At 61.6% G+C, this 19,289-nt stretch carries 19 protein-coding genes and 1 pseudogene; 8 read left to right on the top strand and 12 right to left on the bottom strand.

Annotated elements, in window-relative coordinates:
* Positions 1-103: 103 nt before the first annotated feature.
* The 4 genes from AC58D2_RS15410 to AC58D2_RS15395 are packed head-to-tail and all read right to left on the bottom strand — an operon-like array spanning position 104 to position 3,000.
* Positions 104-772: a uracil-DNA glycosylase gene (locus AC58D2_RS15410; RefSeq protein WP_497391826.1), complete on the bottom strand. Its 669-nt coding sequence runs from the start codon at positions 770-772 to the stop codon at positions 104-106.
* Positions 769-1,932 (bottom strand): nucleoside triphosphate pyrophosphohydrolase family protein, encoded by a 1,164-nt coding sequence (locus tag AC58D2_RS15405; protein ID WP_497391825.1) that lies wholly within the window; start codon positions 1,930-1,932, stop codon positions 769-771. Before AC58D2_RS15405 ends, AC58D2_RS15410 begins: the two co-directional genes overlap by 4 nt.
* Positions 1,895-2,569, bottom strand: coding sequence for an Nmad2 family putative nucleotide modification protein (locus tag AC58D2_RS15400; protein WP_497391823.1), 675 nt, complete (start codon positions 2,567-2,569; stop codon positions 1,895-1,897). The genes AC58D2_RS15405 and AC58D2_RS15400 overlap by 38 nt, the downstream gene beginning before the upstream one ends.
* Positions 2,533-3,000 carry a TIR domain-containing protein gene (locus AC58D2_RS15395; RefSeq protein WP_497391821.1) on the bottom strand — a complete coding sequence of 156 codons (468 nt, stop codon included), beginning with the start codon at positions 2,998-3,000 and terminating at the stop codon, positions 2,533-2,535. Before AC58D2_RS15395 ends, AC58D2_RS15400 begins: the two co-directional genes overlap by 37 nt.
* Before the next feature lie 793 nt (positions 3,001-3,793).
* On the opposite strand from AC58D2_RS15395, the gene AC58D2_RS15390 reads away from it, so the two are divergent.
* The 6 genes from AC58D2_RS15390 (at position 3,794) to AC58D2_RS15365 (ending at position 8,941) form a co-directional block, all read left to right on the top strand.
* Positions 3,794-5,542: a ParB/RepB/Spo0J family partition protein gene (locus tag AC58D2_RS15390; protein WP_497391819.1), complete on the top strand. Its 1,749-nt coding sequence runs from the start codon at positions 3,794-3,796 to the stop codon at positions 5,540-5,542.
* Positions 5,543-5,660: 118 nt separating this feature from the next.
* Entirely contained in the window at positions 5,661-6,581 is a 921-nt protein-coding gene (locus tag AC58D2_RS15385) for a nucleotidyltransferase and HEPN domain-containing protein (protein ID WP_497391817.1), read from the top strand.
* A gap of 218 nt (positions 6,582-6,799) precedes the next feature.
* Positions 6,800-7,294, top strand: a complete 495-nt coding sequence (locus tag AC58D2_RS15380; RefSeq protein WP_497391815.1) for a hypothetical protein — start codon at positions 6,800-6,802, stop codon at positions 7,292-7,294.
* Positions 7,291-7,794, top strand: a complete 504-nt coding sequence (locus AC58D2_RS15375; protein ID WP_497391813.1) for a sigma-70 family RNA polymerase sigma factor — start codon at positions 7,291-7,293, stop codon at positions 7,792-7,794. The genes AC58D2_RS15380 and AC58D2_RS15375 overlap by 4 nt, the downstream gene beginning before the upstream one ends.
* A complete protein-coding gene (locus tag AC58D2_RS15370; protein ID WP_497391811.1) occupies positions 7,791-8,039 on the top strand; it encodes a sigma factor-like helix-turn-helix DNA-binding protein in 249 nt (82 codons plus the stop codon). The genes AC58D2_RS15375 and AC58D2_RS15370 overlap by 4 nt, the downstream gene beginning before the upstream one ends.
* Positions 8,040-8,527: 488 nt before the next feature.
* Entirely contained in the window at positions 8,528-8,941 is a 414-nt protein-coding gene (locus tag AC58D2_RS15365) for a Ros/MucR family transcriptional regulator (RefSeq protein ID WP_497391809.1), read from the top strand.
* Between the two features lie 3 nt (positions 8,942-8,944).
* On the opposite strand, the gene AC58D2_RS15360 is transcribed toward AC58D2_RS15365, so the two are convergent.
* The 3 genes from AC58D2_RS15360 to AC58D2_RS15350 are packed head-to-tail and all read right to left on the bottom strand — an operon-like array spanning position 8,945 to position 9,694.
* Positions 8,945-9,112, bottom strand: coding sequence for a hypothetical protein (locus AC58D2_RS15360; RefSeq protein WP_497391807.1), 168 nt, complete (start codon positions 9,110-9,112; stop codon positions 8,945-8,947).
* Complete coding sequence (locus tag AC58D2_RS15355) at positions 9,109-9,405, bottom strand: conjugal transfer protein TraD (protein WP_497391805.1); 297 nt, start codon at positions 9,403-9,405, stop codon at positions 9,109-9,111. Before AC58D2_RS15355 ends, AC58D2_RS15360 begins: the two co-directional genes overlap by 4 nt.
* Positions 9,389-9,694 (bottom strand): conjugal transfer protein TraD, encoded by a 306-nt coding sequence (locus tag AC58D2_RS15350; protein ID WP_497391803.1) that lies wholly within the window; start codon positions 9,692-9,694, stop codon positions 9,389-9,391. Before AC58D2_RS15350 ends, AC58D2_RS15355 begins: the two co-directional genes overlap by 17 nt.
* Before the next feature lie 173 nt (positions 9,695-9,867).
* Between AC58D2_RS15350 and traA the strand changes: the two genes are divergently transcribed.
* Both traA and AC58D2_RS15340 read left to right on the top strand, forming a co-directional pair.
* Positions 9,868-12,813, top strand: coding sequence for a Ti-type conjugative transfer relaxase TraA (traA, locus tag AC58D2_RS15345; protein WP_497391801.1), 2,946 nt, complete (start codon positions 9,868-9,870; stop codon positions 12,811-12,813).
* Positions 12,814-12,822: 9 nt separating this feature from the next.
* Entirely contained in the window at positions 12,823-13,521 is a 699-nt protein-coding gene (locus AC58D2_RS15340) for a DUF6118 family protein (protein ID WP_497391799.1), read from the top strand.
* Between the two features lie 148 nt (positions 13,522-13,669).
* Here AC58D2_RS15340 and AC58D2_RS15335 read toward each other — a convergent pair whose 3' ends face one another.
* The 5 genes and pseudogenes from AC58D2_RS15335 to AC58D2_RS15315 form a co-directional block, all read right to left on the bottom strand.
* Positions 13,670-14,443: an SDR family NAD(P)-dependent oxidoreductase gene (locus tag AC58D2_RS15335; RefSeq protein ID WP_497391797.1), complete on the bottom strand. Its 774-nt coding sequence runs from the start codon at positions 14,441-14,443 to the stop codon at positions 13,670-13,672.
* A gap of 34 nt (positions 14,444-14,477) precedes the next feature.
* Positions 14,478-16,109, bottom strand: coding sequence for a long-chain-fatty-acid--CoA ligase (locus AC58D2_RS15330; RefSeq protein WP_497391795.1), 1,632 nt, complete (start codon positions 16,107-16,109; stop codon positions 14,478-14,480).
* 100 nt (positions 16,110-16,209) lie between these two features.
* Positions 16,210-18,477, bottom strand: coding sequence for a TonB-dependent receptor (locus tag AC58D2_RS15325; RefSeq protein WP_497391793.1), 2,268 nt, complete (start codon positions 18,475-18,477; stop codon positions 16,210-16,212).
* Positions 18,478-18,580: 103 nt separating this feature from the next.
* A complete protein-coding gene (locus AC58D2_RS15320) occupies positions 18,581-19,018 on the bottom strand; it encodes a nuclear transport factor 2 family protein (RefSeq protein ID WP_494228052.1) in 438 nt (145 codons plus the stop codon).
* A 146-nt stretch (positions 19,019-19,164) separates the two neighbouring features.
* Positions 19,165-19,289: pseudogene (locus tag AC58D2_RS15315) on the bottom strand (IS5 family transposase); the annotation flags it as partial.

Below are 19,289 nucleotides of genomic sequence, written 5' to 3'. Positions count from 1 at the left end.
GAAAGCCCGTGACGATAACTTTGGCCAGATTCTTCTCCAATTCTTCATTTACATCCGTCGCCTTCGGGCGGCCGTCACGCTGCAGCAAGCAGTGGTGGTACCGCTATAGCAACCGACGCACGGCCGGCTCGGGCGCCTCGGCCAATTCATAGGCTTCTCTGATCTGCCGCAGAAACTGCGTCTGCCCTCCATAGCTGGGATGCCGGACGGGAACGGTCGGCAAACTTGCATCTATGCGGCCCACCGCGAGGGCTGCATCATTACCGATCGCGAATACTCTGCGCGGTTGCAACAGCTCGATCAGCATTGCCAGGATATCCTCGCCGGCTCGCCGTTCCTTCGCATTATGCGTGCGATTGGTGAATGGTTGGCCTGGTTCGTGGGGATGGAGCGGAAACACGTTCCAGAGGAATATCCGGGCATCGATCTGCGCCAGCATCGTCCAGATCACCGCAGCCGTGCGCTCTGCCACAATGTCACCCACGGTCGGGCGATCGATCTCCACGCCCCATCGGCTCATGTGCGCGTTCGCATTCACTTCGTCGGTGAGCGCGAGGCCCGTTCTTCGTCCGCCACGGTAGCCAAGGTCTCTGCCGACCCAGATCGCGTCTACCGGCGCCAACATGGCGCTTTCGAGCATGGCCGCCAATGCGGCCGCGCGCGTCCGTGCAGCGTCGGCGCGGTCGAAAATCGCGCAACGGTCAGTATAGGGGTTGAAGGCGTGCTCGAACGACAGCTGCGACACAGCGCGAACGAAGGACTGCGTGGTCATGCGGGCTCCTCTAGAGGTTCGTAACGGATTGTTCGCGCATCCCGGTCACCCACGATCCAACCTCCTTGCGCATCGCGCATCTGCCTGAAAACCTCGTAGCCGTCCAGAATGGCGCGCTCCCAGAGCTTCGGTGGGCACCCCGAAACCTCATAGCCGGCGACAAACTCGCCGATCGTCTTCAATAGGCCAAACGATATTCGGCTCTGATCTTCGAAGAAATTCAGCTCCTTGGCGCGAGAGAATATCCAAGCGGTCAGGCCTTCCTCGACAACGATCGCACGCCCGCTGTCCTGCTCCTCGTCATATTCTTTCCGGCTCTTCCGCTTCTGCTTGATTAGGGCTCGGACGACCGGAGACCAGTGCAGAATGGCGGCGTGGGAAAAATGAAAGACATCGTGAAAACGGTAGTCGTCGCGGTCTGCGATATTGTCGGTAAGCGGATCACCGATGAAGACGCCGTTCCATTGCAGATAGGTCTTTCCGCTGGCTCGCTGGCTGACCTTGATCCGGAACTGGCGAGGCAATTGCTCTTCAGGCAGGAAATCGTCATCGAAATCGCAAAGCGTGGCGGGATCAGGGTCGAGAAACGCACCGCGCGTTTTCTTGATATTGCCGCGCACTACGGTCGAGAAATCGAGCCCCGCGCCGCTCAGCGCCTTGAGATAATGGCCCGCAAACCCGACGAGGTCCTCGCGCGTCGGCGATGCTTCGAGTAGCGTCGCGGCCGCGCGCCCGAGGTCAAACAGCGCAGTATCGAGATTCACGGCAGTTTCCGGCACTAAGATATGCGCAAGCGCGCCTCGACGGTAATCGCTGGCGACGCCGATCCGCTTATATCCGCCGTTCGCGCTACCGTCGGTGAAGATGTCCTCAAGAGGATGTCCGAGGCGCCTGCAAAGAGCAGCAAAATACCACAGTGTGTCGCCAAATTCCTCTTCTGCCGCCTTACGGAAACCCGGAAAAGCCTCGCCTTCGCGCACATGCTTTTTCGAGGCTGACATGATGCCGCCGACCTCGCCATAAAGCCCGAGCTGGACCGGTTCGAGGCTATCGGCACTTAAAACATCGGTGCCATCAATCTGCGCTACATAATCGCTGAGCGGCACGGACCCGCTCGCGCTGTCAGTACCGGGTGCCGCCACGAAGTTGCCTCCATTCATAAGGCGCGTTCCGATAGCCGGCTTCGCCGAGCGAGCGAATCCACTGTTCGAAATCCGCGATCAATTTGGGATCGTCGAAAACATTACGCCCGATCCCTTGCTTGCACACCGGGCGGCCATCGGCGTCGACCAGTTCTTCGGGTATTCGGGGGCCGTATCCGCCGTAGTATACGAAGTCTTCGCTTATCAGGACCCGATTGACGCCGGTATCGCGCGCGATATGCCTCGGATGCTGTTCGCCTGCGTCGGTCGTGTGGAACGAGTCTCGTTGCAGCCAGCCATTGTCAGCAGAATTGCGAAAGTAGATATTGTCGCCGCAGCTTTGCTTTCTGCTGCCCGAACGATAGGGCTTCTTCCTCGCAAAACGGGGATCGGCGTCATACTCTTGGAAGCTCAGAATCTCCGTGACTCGCATCGCATGGACGAGATATCCGCCGCGCCGTACGGTCTTCGCGGCGCTTCCGCTTCCAACCACCCAGTCGCCAGGCTTCGCCGCATTACGAATATCTGGCTTGCAAGTGGCGAGCGTGCAATATCCATAGAACGGATTGGGCGCGAATCCGCTGTCGTAGCGGACGACATAGGAATGAAGTCGCGGCATCAGCAGGGATGTTTCTTGAGGCCAACCGTATCGCAAGGCCCGCCGTCGGGTTTCTCCCAGCCATCCTTGCCGTTAATTGCGTCGATGATCGCATCGCCGTTCCAGCCGACAACCGCGTCGGCATATTCGGTCAGCGCCGAAGGCAGTTCACATTCCTTCTGGCCGTGCTCCCAGACGCCAATGATGCGCTTCCCCTGCTTGGCGGCATATTCGATTTCCCAATTGACCCAGTCGCTGTCCTTGGTCTGCGGCGAGACATAGCAAATGAAAACACCGGCCCAGTTGATCGCGGGCGCCAGTATCCCGGTCTTGATGTATTTTTCATCGGTCGCGTTGTTGAACTTCCCCGTGTGGATCGACGAGTCCCGTATAGCCAAGCCTTTGGAAGCGAGCAGATTCCTGAGCTTCGTCAGACCGATGTCGTCCTCGTGGACGTGGCTAATGAACACGTTTTTCGTGTCGGCCATAAAATCTCCCCCCGAAGAATTGCCTCAATCCCTAGCGCGAAGATCGCAAAATAGGAAGCATTTGCTCATAAATACTTTAGCGCAATTTTAACCCATTTTGGACCGAGCTAAGCAGATAGCGCCGGGGGTTATCGCAATCGTTTTGATCAACGATTTGCAGCTGTCCGAACAGCAGCCTCCCGGCGCCGACCGACAATCTTTCGTGCTCCAATCGAATGGCCCCTTCTAGGTGCAGTTCGAGTTTTGCAAGCGAGGCTACCGTACTCCCCGTTCGGACATCGAGCGGTCGAATTGCGCGCGGCTCTTTCCTCATCGGGATTTGGAGGGAAACGGCAGCTACAACCCCGTGATTTCCCAAAGCTCGCCAGTACGAACCGCTCATAATGCCAGCACACGCCGGATCGATAACCAAGCAGGCATGCCGACATGACCGGGATCAGCGTGACATCGACGTCCCGCCCGCGGCGGCCGCGCTCTATTCCGCTTCGCTCCACCGAGCCGCCGCTGCACGCCGTCTCGTCGGCTGACGCCGCTACGATCGCTGACGCGGGGCCGGCTTTCGCCGACCGGATCGTCATCGCGCTGACGCGCGCTGGCGTAGGGCCTCCGGCCGTGCGGGGTGGTCGTCGCTCTCCTCTGAGGCCCGCCCGGCAGGGCGCAACCCCTTCGGGGTCCTCCACTCTGTTCCGGCCTGCGGTGCGCCCCGCCTTCACGGCGGACCTCTCCGGTCGCTCTCGCCGCCCACCCCGCTCAGCCGGGGCTGCGGTGGTTGAAGAGCAAAGGAGAGATTATCATGGAATTCAAGCATATCGACATTTCGCAGCTTTCGGTGTCGTCCGCCAACATGCGCGGGGTCGCCAAGAAGCCCGACCTCACCAACATTCTGCCGTCTGTGCGGGCGCGGGGTATTCTGGTCCCGTTGATCGTTCGTCCGAATGGTGCGGAAGGAGCCTATGAGATCGTCGCGGGCAAGCGGCGCTATCATGCGGCGCTGACCGTTGCGGATGAACAGGACGGCATCGACCCGCTACCCTGCGCGGTGATGGAAGCCGGAGACGATGCGGCGGCATTGGAAGCCTCGCTGATCGAGAATATCACCCGCCTCGATCCCGATGAGGTGTCGCGCTGCGAATCCTTCACTCGCCTCGTCCGCGAAGGAAGGAGCATCGAGGATATCGGCATCACCTTCGGTCTTACCAGCTTGCAGGTGAAGCGGACGCTCGCCATCGGCAATCTGCTTCCCCGCATCCGCACGATGTATCGCACCGACAAGATCGATGCGGTGACGATGCGGCATCTGACCCTCGCCACGAAAACGCAGCAGCGCGAGTGGCTGGCGCTCGTCGATTGTGCCGAGAAGCACGCGCCCACGGGATCGCAGCTCAAATCATGGCTGTTCGGCGGCAGCGCCATCGCGGTCAAGGTCGCGATGTTCGATCTTGCCGATTACAAAGGCGAGGTCGTTTCGGACCTGTTCGGCGAGGATAGTTATTTTACGGATAGCGAAGCATTCTGGACCGCGCAGATGGCCGAGGTCGACAGACAGGCGAACTTCTACCGCGACAGCGGCTGGGCCGATGTCGTCATCATGGAGCGCGGAGCCTATTTCAACGGCTGGGAGCATGAACGCTGCCCGAAGAAGAAGGGCGGCAAAGTGTTCGTGACCGTCAGCCATCGCGGCGAGGTCGCCTTCCACGAGGGCTATATCACCACCAAGGAGGCGCGGCTGCGCGCCAAGGGCGAGGCCAACCCGCCCAAGCCGGTGCGTCCCGAGGTCAGCGCGGCGCTCGGCAACTACATCGACCTGCATCGTCACGCCGCCGTGCGCGCGTCCTTGCTGTCCGAACCGGGGATTGCGCTGCGCATGATGGTCGCCCACGCCATTGTCGGTTCGCACCTGTGGCGCGTCGATGTCGAACGGCAGCGCGCCGCGAGCGATGCGATTGCGGAGAGCGTCGAGATGTCGGCGAGCGAAGCGGCATTCGACGCGGCGCGCCGTGCGTTACTCGATATGCTGGGGTTCGACCCGGAGACGCCGACCGTGGTTGGCGACTACGATGGCGATCATGGCGTTGCCGGGCTGTTCATCCGATTGGCGGCCCTGTCCGATGACGAGGTGATGGGTATCCTTCCCGTCGTGATGGGCGAGACGCTGGCGGTCGGCAGCGCCGAGGTCGATATGCTCGGTCAGCTTACCGATGCCGACATGGGGGCTTGTTGGAACGACACGACCCTGCTTCCTGACCTCATTCGCGACAAGCAATTGCTCAACGCCGTCGTCGGCGAGGTCGCGGGCGAAGATGTCGCCGTTGCCAATGCGGATGCGACCGCCAAGGTGCAGCGCGGCATTCTCGTCGATTGCCTGACCGGTAGCAATGGCCGGACGAAGGTCGAGGGCTGGCTTCCTCGCTGGTTCGCCTTTCCGCCGTCGGGCTACACCGAGCGCGGAGGCATCGGCTGTATCGAACGGAGCGAAGCCATCGCGGCGCTCATCACCCAGCCGGAGGCCGCGAAGGAACCGGAATTGCGCGAAGCCGCCTGATCGGTCCCTACCATCGGAGGAACGGCATTGCCGTTCCTCCAGATTTTTGGCCCGGCGCAAAGCGCCGGGCAATCTGTTCTTGCCAAGTGACGGGCATTGCCCGAAGATTCCTGCACGCATGCGAACAGACGTCGATCATCTTCCCGCCGCCAAGCAGCGCGAGCTCGAACGTATCGTCGAGATCATCTTCGACGAGTTCGGGCAGGCCACCGAGAATGCGACCGGGCGCCGCAAGGGCGCGCGCATTCTCAAGATCATCCTGTTCGGCAGCTACGCGAGGGATGATTGGGTCGACGCGCCGGCGTCTGCCAACCAGTATAAATCTGACTATGATATTCTTGTCATCGTCAGCCAAAAGGAGCTGACCGACCGCGCCGCTTATTGGGCGAAGGCCGAGGAACGGCTGATCCGCGCCTACACCATCGAAAAGAGGCTGCGGACGCCGGTCAATTTCATCGTCCACTCGCTCCACGAGGTCAACGACGGGCTCGCGCATGGCCGGGTCTTTTTCATGGAGGTCGCGAAGGATGGCATCGCGCTTTACGAAACGGACGGCAGCGAACTGACTACGCCGCGTCCCAAAACACCAGAACAGGCACTGGATACCGCACGGGAGTATTTCGAGGAGTGGTTACCCAACGCGGCCGGCTTCTTGAAGGTATTTCACTTCTGCATGACGGAGCGGGATTGGAAGCGCGCAGCGTTCCTTCTGCATCAGGCGACGGAAAGCCTCTACCAAGGATTGTTACTGACCCTGACCTATTACACACCATACAACCATAACATCGCCTTCTTGCGGTCGCTCGCCGAGGGACTCGATCGGCGTCTGTTCGGGATTTGGCCGGAGACCAATCGCCGCGAACGCGCGATGTTCCAGAAGCTGAAAGAGGCCTACACCAAGGCGCGCTATTCGAAGCATTACCGGATCAGCGAGGAAGAGCTAACCTGGCTTGGCGAGCGCGTCGAGGAACTCGGCCGCGTCGTCCATCAGGTCTGCACCGATAGGATCGCCGAACTCGAAAAGGCGGCGCGCGAATAAACACGGCCGGCCGCCCGGCTTGCCGGGACTCCCCGCTTCTGGCATAATCCCGCGTACGGGATGGAATGACTGGCGGCCATCCCGGGGATAATCCTGCCAGCATCATGCAGGTCCGGCCGAGGGTCGGGCAGTTGCTGTAAGCCGATCGATCGGCACACAGCGGACACCGCTTGCACATCCGCGCGATCACGCGTGGACCGCCGTTGTGCGAGCTCAACATGCATACCCCCAAAGCGAACGACGTTTACGCGCGCGAAGTCGTGATGGCGCGCGTCGGCCATCTGATCCGCCGCAAGCAGCAGGAGGTCGAACGGATCACGCGCATATTGCGCGCCTGCTTCGACCCCGATGCGGTGCAGGCGCCCGAGCCGGGCGAGATTCGCCGCATCATCCTGATCGGCCCCTATGCGCGGAAGACTTGGTACGAAGACGACGAGACGATCAACTTTTCCGATTACGAATTCTGGATCGTCGTCAATCATCCGCTGTTCAAGGAAGCCGAATGCTGGACCCGCGCCCGCGATGTCATCGACAGCGAGCTTGGCAACCGCTGTGCAGTCGGCCTCGAATTTTACTCCAGAGCCGACATCCGCATCGCAAAGGCCGAGCGCGACACCTTCATCCTCGACCGGATCGAGGCGGGCATCACCCTCTATCGCGTCTCGCGCGATGCGCCGCTGAATGACCGCGAGCGGAAGGCGGTGCGCTCGTGACCGCGCCGAGGCAGGCCGCGGTATTCGAAGCCATATATCACGGCGAGTACCGGCGGCTTGTGCGCAAGCTGAGACACCGGATCGGTCCCGACGAAGCCCCCGACATCGTGCAGGACGCGTTCGCGCGCTTGCTGCGGTGCGATCTTGATCGCGTCGACAATCCCCAGGCCTATCTGTCGCGGATCGTTCGCAATGTGCTGATCGACCGCGTGCGACGAACGCAGCGGGTGCCGATCTTCTGTCCGTTCGACGAAGGCAGGGATGCTGGCGTGCAGGCCGACCAGGCGCAGCGGATCGAGGCGATCGACTTGCAGCGTGCCTACCGGCGCGCGGTGCGCGCCATGCCGCCGAAGACTCGGCGCGTGTTCGTGATGCACCGCGTCCATCACCGCTCCTACAAGGAGATCGCAACCGAACTCGACGTCTGCATCCAGACCGTCGAATATCATATGTCGAAGGCATTGAGGCTGTGCCGCGCCGCGGTCGCCGCGCAATGGTGAAGCGCATTGGTATAGGCCGCCTGTTCGGTTGGCGGCGTGCATCGGATGATAGCGACATCCGGCGTGCCGAACGGGCGATCGCCCGCTTGCCGGACCGCACGCGCGAGATATTCTTCCTCCACCGCTTCGATGGCCTGAGCTATGCGTGCATCGCACGGCAACTCGATATCGATGTCAAAGAGGTCGAAACCCATATCGCGGCGGCGCTCATCGCCATACGCCGTGCCCGGCGAATGAGCGGGTAGCGAAGCGATGCCGTGTTCGGCTCGTCGCAACGCGGCCCTAAAATCAATATTCCGTTAACGCTTGTGCCCGACCATGACCTTCACAGACATCCCGATGCCGCCGGCCCTCTTACCCCCCACTCAGCGGCATCGCGAAGGGCGACGCGATCCGGCTGGTCCCTGATCGCGTCGCCCGTATCGCTCTACATCCGGAAATGATGAAGGGTCCTGCCCCCTGACAGGACCCTTCGACCTCGCTCCTAAAGGGGGGGAGGGATAGAAACGAGGTCATCTCGTGCCCGCGCGCCGCAGACAGGAAAACGCCCCGCCAACGGGCGGGGCGCTCCTGTAGGTGACCACGAGAATGATCGGCAAGCCAACGCGCGATCTTCACCGCGGTTCCGGGCATGGATGGTTTTCGTATCATGGTTGAAGCAGAACCCCGATGCGTGCATGCCCGTAGCTTGGAATGACAAGAACTATCTCGCCGGGTCGAAGGAGAACAGGAAATGGAAGATACCGAAACGCTCGTCACGCTGACGGCAGATATTGTTGCGGCGCATTTCAGCAACAATAGCGTCGCGATATCGGATATTCCGCTCGTCATTCGTTCAGTGCACGACGCGCTCGCCGGACTTGGCGAGGCCGATGAGCCCGAAGTCAAACAGGAACCGGCGGTGTCGATCCGCGCATCGGTGAAGCCCGATTACATCGTGTGCCTCGAAGACGGCAAGAAGCTCAAGATGCTGCGGCGTCACCTGATGACGCATTACGGCATGACGCCCGAAGATTATCGCGCGAAATGGAATCTCTCCCCGGACTATCCGATGGTCGCACCGAACTATGCCGAGAAGCGCCGCACGCTCGCGAAGGAGATCGGGCTCGGCAAGAACGGGCGCGGCGGACGACCGCGCAAGAAATAGACGTCAGCTTTCGGGGTCGGCTTGACTGTCGAGCGCGTCCGCGATCATCGCGGCGAGGGATTCTTCGGCTCGGATGCGCACGACCGGATCTTTGGCGTCGAGGTCGCGCCTGATCCATTGCGGCAAGCGTTCGACCACGCGCAGGATCGTATCGGTCAACTCCCGTGTCATCGCGCGCCTATGGCAGACGGATCCGAGTCGACCAAAGCTTCGGCGTCGAACGCGCGCGTCCCGCGCCGCTTCCACAGCGCCGCGGCGTGAGCACCCTCGTCGCTCCTGAGCTTGTCCGCCATCCACAGAAACGCGCCATAGAGCATCGCGAGATCGTCATTACTCTGTTCGACCAATCCGGCTTTGGCGACGAGCCCGCCCAGTTCGATCAATTGCCGCGTTCGCTCGCGCCGCTTCACTTGCCATTCGCGTGTGCCGGTTCGTGCCTTCACCGCTTCAAGCCGATGCCGCATGGTGATCGTGCGCCGTGTCATTCGCTGCACCACGATCAGGTCCCGTCGCAGCCTTGCGTGCACCGCGCTGAAAGAAGCGCGCGCCCGCCTTGCGCCAGCCCTCCTTGGCACCTGTGTCTTTCGTTGCGACCGCGCCGAGTAATGCGCCGGTGAGCATGTCGGCATCGAGCGCATCGGCGCCGGTCGCAACGACGAGTTCGCCGAGCTGGCGAACGCGGCGTTCCTTGAGGGACTTCGCTTTGGCTTCGAGCGCCTTCAATTCCGAATCGATATCTCGTGGTTTGCGCATCATAAGTCTCCGTTGAGTGACGATGCGGCCATGATAGAAGATGCGTGGCGCCAGCGCAGTAGTGTCGCCGGGACAGTCTGACACCGCCTAGTCCCGTCCGAGAATTTATTCGAGAAGGGCGCGCTTATACGTCGTGCCGACGTGCGCTTCGCAGTGTAGCTGGTATGTCCGCTATGGCGATATTCCATCTCTCGGTCAAAGTCATCGGTCGCGGCGCGGGGCGCAGCGCTGTTGCCGCCGCAGCCTATCGCGCGGGCGAGCGCTCGCACGACGAGCGGCTCGACCGCGATCATGATTTCCGGGCAAAGTCGGGGGTCGAGCATAGCGAGATCATGCTGCCCGACGGCGCGCCCGAACGCCTGTCGGATCGGGAAACACTCTGGAACGAGGTCGAGGCAACCGAGAAGCGGAAGGACGCGCAGCTTGCCCGCGAGGTAGAGTTTGCCATCTCGCGAGAGATGACCAAGGCCGATGGTATCGAGCTTGCCCGCGATTTCGTGCAGACCGAGTTCGTTGATCGCGGCATGATCGCTGATTTAAGTGTGCATTGGGACATCGGCGCCGACGGACTCGCCAAACCCCATGCCCATGTCATGTTGACGATGCGCGAGGTGGGCGAGGAAGGCTTCGGACAGAAGGTCCGCGACTGGAATCGCACCGAATTGGTCGAACAATGGCGCGAGCGTTGGGCCGATCATGTCAATCAGCGGCTTGCGGAACTGGATATCGACGCCCGCATAGATCACCGTTCGTTGGAAGCGCAGGGCATCGACCTGGAGCCGCAGGACAAGATCGGCCCCGCCGCTTCGCGCATGGGTGAGCGCGGACTGGAGTCGGAACGCATCGAGGATCACCGCGCCGTCGCACAGCGGAACGGCGAACGCATCATTGCCGAGCCGCGTGTCGCACTCGACGCGATCACGCACCAGCAAGCGACCTTCACCCGGCGCGACATGGCGATGTTCGTGCACCGTCACACGGACGGCAAGGAGCAATATGACCGGGCGATGAGCGCGGTTCACGAGTCGCCAGACATGATCGCGCTTGGCAAGGACGGGCGCGGCGAAGATCGGTTCACATCGCGCGAGATGATCGACACCGAGCAGCGGATGCACAATGCGGCGGAGCGGCTCGCGCACGAGCGCAGTGTCAAAGTCCCGGCGGCATCGATGCAGGGAGTGCTCGATATCGCCGGGACGACCGGCCTTATGCTGGGTCGCGAGCAGCAGGCGGCGGTGGCTCATATAACCGGGCCGCAGAGACTTGCAATCATCGTCGGCTATGCGGGCACCGGCAAGAGCGCGATGCTCGGCGTGGCGCGCGGCGCTTGGGAGGACGCAGGGCTGAACGTGCGCGGTGCAGCACTGTCCGGCATCGCCGCCGAGGGATTGGAGAACGGCTCCGGCATCGCGTCGCGGACCATCGCCAGCATGGAACATGGCTGGTCGCAGGGACGCGATCTTCTGACCTCGCGCGATGTGCTGGTGATCGACGAGGCGGGCATGGTCGGTACGCGCCAGATGGAACGGGTGTTGTCCCATGCCGCAGATGTCGGCGCGAAGGTTGTGCTGGTCGGCGACCCGCGGCAGTTGCAGGCGATCGAGGCCGGTGCCGCATTCCGTGCGATTCACGAACGGCATGGCGGCGTCGAGATCACCGAGGTGCGGCGTCAACGTGAGGGATGGCAGCAGGACGCGACCCGGCATCTGGCGACCGGCAGGACCGGTGAAGCCATCCATGCCTATGCCGAGCGCGGCATGGTGCATGCAGCCGACACGCGCGAAGCGGCGCGCGCCGAGCTTGTCGAGCGTTGGGACCGCGAGCGCATAGCCGCGCCCGATCAATCCCGCATCATTGTCACCCACACCAATGCCGAGGTGCGCGAGCTCAACGAGGCTGCCCGCGACCGGATGCGCGAGGCGGGCCAGCTTGGCGATGATGTGCGCGTAAACACGGAACGAGGCAACCGGGCCTTCGCCAGTGGCGACCGCATCATGTTCCTTCGCAACGAGTGCAGCCTTGAGGTGAAGAACGGCACGCTGGGGACGGTCGAGCGGGTCAGCCAGCAGAGCATAACCGTCCGCACCGATGACGGGCGCAGCGTCGCGTTCGACAGCAAAGATTATAGCCATCTCGATCATGGCTATGCGGCGACGATCCACAAGGCGCAGGGCATGACCGTGGACCGCAGCCATGTGCTCGCAACCCCCGGCATGGATCGGCACGGCGCCTATGTCGGCCTGTCGCGTCACCGCGACGGGATGGCGCTTCATTATGGGCGCGACGACTTCAAGGATGATGCGCGCCTTGTCCGCACCCTATCGCGTGAACGCGCCAAGGATATGGCGAGCGATTATGCCAAGGCCGATCCGGCGCGCGACTTCGCCGAGCGGCGCGGCATCTCCATCCGCGAACGGGTCACAGAGATCGTCCGTAGCGGGAAAGAGAAGGCGCGCGGGATCTTCGACGGCTTGCGCCTGTCGCAGCCCGGTCCGCAGCGCGAGCCGGGCATGTTCGCGGGGTTCCGTCCGCCCGAACGGACGGGCGAGCAGGCGAAGGCCGAGCCAGCCCATGCGACCGGCCAGCGCCGCGCCGTCGAACGCTATGCCCGTGCTGTCGATGAGATTGCCCGAATGCGCGATCGGGGCTTGCCGGTGCTGCCCCACCAGCATGACGCCCTGAACCGCGCAGGAGACGCACTCGACGCAATCCGGCCCCATGCTGCCACCGACCTCGGCAATGCCTTCCAGCAGCAGCAAGAGCTTGCCCACGAGGCCGCACAGGGCCGAGGCCAGGCCGCGGTGCGCGCGATGAACAAGGAGGCGGAGCTTCGCGCCGATCCGTTCCAGCGCGCCGACCGTTTTGTCGAAGGCTGGAAGCAACTCCGGCAGGCGCACGATGACTTACGCCGTGATGGCGATTTCCGGGGCGCGAAGCGCGTCGGTCAGCAAATGGCGGGCATGGCAAAAAGTCTCGAACGCGACGCGCAGGTCGAATCGCTGCTGCGCGGGCGGCGGCAGGAACTCGGCATCGGGACGAACAGGGGCCGTGACGTCGCGCGCGATCTCGCGGCGTCGGTCCCCGCCGATCTGGGCAAGAATCTTGGCATGAGCCGATAGGAGGACAATATGAACGATGACAACGCGCTATCCCGGCTGCCCTATGACGATCCCGGACCCGATCCGGCGACAGAGGCGTTCACCCGTCTCGAAGGCGAAATGGCGATGATGCGCCGTGCGGTCGCGAATCTCGCTACCGAGAAATCTGAAATAGACATTCCCGATTACAGCAAGACGCTCGGCGAGATGGCCAACCGGCTTGTCTCCATCGAGCGCCAGCCCGCCATGCAAATGACCCCCGAAGACTTCGAGGCGCGGATGACGGCGGCGGCGGCGCGAGCGCGACGCGACGACGAGGTCTTGATTGTGGCTGCGAAGCGGGAGCGTGGCGAGGCCATCCGCGATCTGCGGGCGATCATCGGCACGGCCAACTCCATCTACGAGCAAAAACGGCTTCGTTGGTGGTACGTCGGCGGCGGCTTGCTTGCCGGGTGCATCCTGTGGTCGGTGCTCCCCGGTTTTGTTGCACGCATTCTTCCGACAAGCTGGCATGTGCCCGAACGCATCGCCGCGCGCACCGTTCGTGCGCCGACCTTATGGGAGGCCGGAACCCGGATCATGCATGCCGACAGCCCCAAAGCATGGCAAACCATCGCAGAGGCCGCAGAGATGCGCCGCGACAACCGCGAGGCCATCGACGCTTGCATGCAACGCGCCGCCCGAGCCAAGCAGCCGGTGCGATGTACGATCAGGGTAAGACATCTATAGATGGACGCCTCACTCCCGTGGTATTCAACACCTCCACTTTGGCAGATTGATGTCGTCGGGGGGGGGGGCGTCCACGCCATCACTTACGATCAACACGGACCACGCGGTGGGGGCCGGCCATTTCAATCATCACCGCGTGCAAAAACCTTCAGTCGTAGGTACCGATCAACAATCCACCGTCCAATACGAGCGTTTGCCCCGTCATATAGCTGCTGCCGGTTCCAGCCAGAAAAACGGCGGCGGCCGCCATTTCTTCAGGATCGGCCAACCGGCCAAGCGCGGTGCGGTCGATTATTCTCGCCGCTGATTCAGCATCGCTCCATAGCGCGCGCGAAAAGTCGGTACGCACCAGACCCGGCGCGATGCCGTTGACGCGAATATTGAACGAGCCAAGCTCCGCTGCAAGATTGCGGACAAGGTGCAGTCCTGCCGCCTTGGAGATATTATAGGGACCGATCGTTCGCGACCCGATGAAGCCGCCGGTCGACGAAATCAGAATGATCGATCCTTCGCCTTTCGCCTTCATGTCCGGCAACACCATTTGGACCAGCCAATGGTTGGACAGGATATTGTTGCTGAGTATTTTCTGGAATTGCTCGTCGCTGATCCCGCCGATCGGCCCGAAATATGGGTTGGTCGCCGCATTGCCGACGAGGATATCGATTGGCCCGATCTGCTCGCGCGTCTTGTCGACCAACCGCTGCAAATCCTGCTTGGATCCGATGTTCGCCGCCACCGGCAGCGCGGCATCCGGAAAGGTCTCGTTGATTTCTTGGGCTGCGGCAGCGCACCGATCGGGGTCGCGGCTCGACACGACCACACGGCAGTTCTGTGCCGCAAGTCCCCCTGCGATCGCTCGTCCAATGCCGCGCGATGCCCCGGTGACAATCGCAACGCGGCCTTCAAGATTGAATATGCTCAACTATACCCCCGTCATATGCAGGATCGCGACCGGACTACCATCCAGCGCTCATCGCATTGCGCAGTTGCTTCTTGTCGATCTTTCCCACGCTGGTCCGTGGTAGTTCGGGCAATATGACCACCGTATCGGGGCGCGCGATCCTGCCGATTTCACCCGAGCTTATCCATTGCTGCAAATGATCCCAGATTTCATCGCGCGTTGGCGCTTTCGCACCGTCAGCAGGAACGATTGCCGCCGCTGGCCTTTCGCCCCACTTGTCATCTGGGATTCCGATCACCGCCGCCTCTCGGATGCCGGGATGGGCGACAAGCAGGTCTTCGAGTTGGATCGACGAAATCCATTCGCCGCCCGACTTGATGACATCCTTGGTGCGATCGATAATGCGGATATGACCCGATGGCGTCATCGTCACCAAGTCCTGCGTATGCATCCAGCCGCCCGCCCACAGCGCCTGCGACGCTGCGTCATCGCCGGCGTAAGACATGGTTAGCCACGGAGCGCGCAGCACGAGTTCGCCGACCGCCTCACCGTCATGCGGAACGTCACGCATCTCGGAATCGACGATGCGCACCTCCACCAGCGGCGAAGGGGAGCCGGCCCACGACAGCACCGGGGGGACGGCATCCGCCATCACGTCGATCGGTCGGCTCACCAATGCGGTCGAACATGTTTCGGACATGCCGTATCCGGCCAGGACCCGCAATCCGCATGCTTCCGCGCGGGCAAGCGCCGTTGGCGTCAACGCACTACCTCCAACCGCGATCGTCCAGCCGGATAAGTCACAACGCCGCGCCTCTGCGGCATCCACCAGCATTTGCAGCACCGTCGGAACACAATGCGAGTAGCTGACGCATTCACGATCGCGCAGATCGAGCAGCGCATCGACGTCATAGCGTCCGGGATAGACCTGCGTCATTCCCAGCATCGTCGCGACGAAGGGCATACACCAGGCAAGGACGTGGAACATCGGCGTCATCGGCATGTACACATCGTCCCGTCCAAAGCCGTAAGGCTGCTGCGTGCCGAATGCGGCAGCGATGGACAGGCATTGCAGAACGATCTGACGATGGGTGAACAAAACGCCCTTCGGCGCCCCGGTGGTACCGGTGGTATAAAAGGTGGCGGCGAGGGCACGCTCGTCGAAATCCTCGAATTGATAGGTGTCTGGTGCCGCTGCCACAAGCCCTTCATAATCACCGCAGATTCGGACTGACGGCTCGCACCGTTGATCGTCATCCATCAGCAGCAGATGGCGAAGCGAGACGATTGACGGCACCACCCCCGCCACAATCTCGGCGAAATCGGCGTGGAACAGCAGGACCTCGGCCCCACTATGGTCGAGGCAATAGGAAATTTCGCGCGGTGACAGGCGCACATTGACGGTCATCAGCACCGCACCCATCATCGGGATCGCCAGAAAACATTCCAGATAGCGATGGCTGTCCCAATCCATCACCGCCACGGTTGTCCCCGGCCCGACGCCTAGTTCGTGCAGGACCGAGGCCAGCCGGGCAACACGCGTTTCGAGGTCGAGATACGACATGCGCACCTCGCGATGGACAATCGCGTGTGCATTGCCGGACGCCACGCCGGCACGCAGGAGATGGCGGATCGTCAGCGGGTAATTATAGGCGTTCGTCGCCGGTTCTTCGATGCGTAGCGGCACTCTCAGCCTCCCGGTCCGGATCAATGTTCTCGCCCTGTCCGGAGAGGGCGTCGCTCACGACAGTGCGGTTCCGGCGGCTACGCCGCCGGAACTACGCGAATCAGTATTTCACGGACAGCGTCACGCCATATTCGACCGGCCTCGCGGCGATCCGAAAACGGGTATCGATGAACTGAAAGACGTTATTCCAGTAATATTCGTTGAAGATGTTCTTGCCATACAGCGACACTTTCCAGCTGTCGTCCGCCGCACCGAACCCGACGCGCGCATCGACGGTAACATAGGGATTGAGACGGAAATTCGCGTCTTCACCCAGGCTGGAATAGGTGCTGCTATGGTGAACCAGCGAACTGCCGATGAAAGCCTTTTTCCCGTCCGCCACATCAAAGTCATATTGCGCGTCGGCAACGGCCTGCCATCGCGGAGCATAGGGGAAGGATGACCCGGCGAAATCGCGCGTTCCTCCCGTCGGCGTGATGCCGATGAACCGCTGCACCTTGCTGTTGGTATAGGTCACCGATCCGCTGATCCGAAGGCCGTCGAGCGGCTGGACCACTGCTTCGGCCTCAAAGCCATAGAGCCGTGACTTCGGGACATTCACCAGCGCTTCCAGGGCCCCGAAAATCGGATCGGCAATACGGCCACGTATCTGCTTGTCGCGATAGTCGTAATAGAAGCCCGCAGCGTTGAGTTGAAGGCCGCGAGCGATCGGCCATTTAGTGCCCACTTCATAGGCAAGCACGGATTCCTGCGTAACGGGTGCGAATTGCGCGGAGCTGGAGGCCGAAACGGTCGGAAAGCTGCCCGACTTATACCCCTTGCTGACATTCGCATAGATCAACCCGTCGCTGGGCAAGTCGTATGACAGGCCCACACGAAACGACACATTGTCCTCTGAAAGGCGGCCCGTCGAGCGCCCCTGCAGGAACGTATCGGCATCGAGCGAGATGCAGCCGTCCGCAGGGACCGGCATCTGCGTGTAACCGCCGAGCGCCGAGCCGATGATCGAAAGCGCGATACCGAGTTGCGGGTCTGGACCCGACGTTTCACACCCGCTGAACTTGCGTACCGATTTCGTGTACCGGATACCGCCGGACAGGGTCAGGCCATCGACCAGTTGCCATTCCGCATTGGCAAAGACCGCATAGCTGTTCACCTTATGCAGGAAATCCCCGCCAGCGGTTGTAAAGACCGGAAGCCCCGGAATCGGCAGGTTCGTCGACAAGCGAGGCGTCAGGATCAAAAAGTCGTCATCGACCTTTGCGGTGGAAAAATATCCTCCGACGATCCAGTCCAGCCGGTCGTGATTTCCCGTCACCCGGAGTTCCTGGTTGAACGATCGGACGCGGCCGGTCTGGCCAAAGGACAGGTTGTCGACGGCCGTTCCGTCCTGGTCGATCCACTTGCGCTGCCGCATATTCTGATAGCCGGTTACCGCTATCAGCGTCACCTCCGGCGACAGGTCGACTTCGCTGCGCAAGGTGGTCTGGAAGAAGCGATCATCGTTCGACATCGGATTGGTCGGCGTCCAGTCGGCCGCCCGGGCGTTGTCGGGCGCAACCGGATATCCGATCAGTTCAGCCGGGCAATTGCTCGGCACCGTGCATTCGGTTTCCTGATATTGAAAAGCCTGGGTGTCCGACTTGTCGATCCAGCCGTTGACGTTGAGCGTGAAGCGCGCGCTCGTTGATGGTTCCCAGGCCAGGAGCAAGCGCGCCGCCGTCTGGTGCGTGTCGCCAATTCGGTCGTTACGAAGATAGTTGGCTTGCCAAGCGCCGCTTTGCGTCGATTTGATCGCAACGCGGGCCTTGAGGGTGTCGCTGAGCGGGCCGCTGACATAGGCTTCACCCTGCAGCGTCGAAAAGCGACCATAGCTCAGGCTCCCGCCTGCCGAAAAGGTCGAGGTCGGCTTGGCCGCGATATAGTTGATCGCACCGCCCGTAGAATTTTCGCCGTAGAGTGTTCCTTGCGGTCCCTTCAACACCTCGACGCGCTCAACGTCGATCACGCCGACCTGCGAAAAGATCGGATAAGCGAGCGGCGCTTCGTCGACATAAACGCTGACCGCGGGGGCCGCAGCAAGGGTCGAATCGTAGAAGCCGACACCGCGAAGAGTATAGACCGGCGGCCCCGAAGGCGTCTGCGTAAAGGTCAGGCCGGGAACGATCCGTTCCAGGTCGGCCGTCTTGTCGATCCGACGCGTCGCAAGATCGTCGCCGCTGGCAGCAACCATCGTGATAGGGACATCATTGATGGACTGGGCCCGCTTCTGCGCGGTCACAATGATTTCTCCGCTATCGGCGGCGTCCTGCGCATAAGCATGACCAGACACCGTCAGGCCGCAGCCGACAATGGCAATGACCAGCATGCTAGCGCGGCCACCCAAGTTACAGTTTGCAAAATTTGTCGTCATCGGATCCTCCCACCCGAAACGGGGCAGGACGTCTGCGCGCCCCGCCCCATTATGATTATCAGCCGTTTTGCGCACCAAGGCCGCCCGGCGTTGCATGGGGCGCGGCGAATTCGATTGCCGGCCAGTTGGACGGATCAAGATAGGTGCGATCGGTCAGCACCTTTCCGTCGCGGAAGGTTAGAATGGCGCAAAACGGTGAGAAAAATTCCGGCCGTGCGGTATCGAGCACGACAGCCTCCACGACCGCGAGATCGTCGCTGACCCAAAGAATCTCATCGATCCGCATATAGCGTCCGGGGGCACCGTCGATTACCGCCTGTTCGACGCGCTTGAACTGTTCGTGGCCATGAGCCGAGGCTCCGGTAAAAAACACGTTGGCGTCAGGGAGGTAACTCGCGTTGACGAACTGTTCGACATCGCCTGAATTATAGGTCTGCTCCCAGGTCCGAATGGCTTCGAGATTTACCTGACGAAGCGCCGAATCACTTCCAGACATTTCACTCTCCTCTTCTGTTCATTCGCAAACCACTTTATGATGCGGGTCTCGGTGAAGCTTGTGCGAGCCTGAACCATCTTGTGGATTCCAGCTTCACTGTTCCGATTGGCGCCCGTCCTCTCGCCCCGCCCGAGCGGGCCGCTGAATTAGGCTTCGTGGACAAAGGGTATCCAGAGTTTAACTGAGGCGAGCGCGACGAAGCCGAGGTAGGATTCCTTGGTTTTGTCGTAGCGGGTGGCGACCCTGCGCCAATTCTTGAGTTTGTTGAACA

It is taken from the genome of Sphingopyxis sp. CR5 (assembly GCF_059693785.1).
This window is presented reverse-complemented; position numbering and strand designations above follow the sequence as displayed.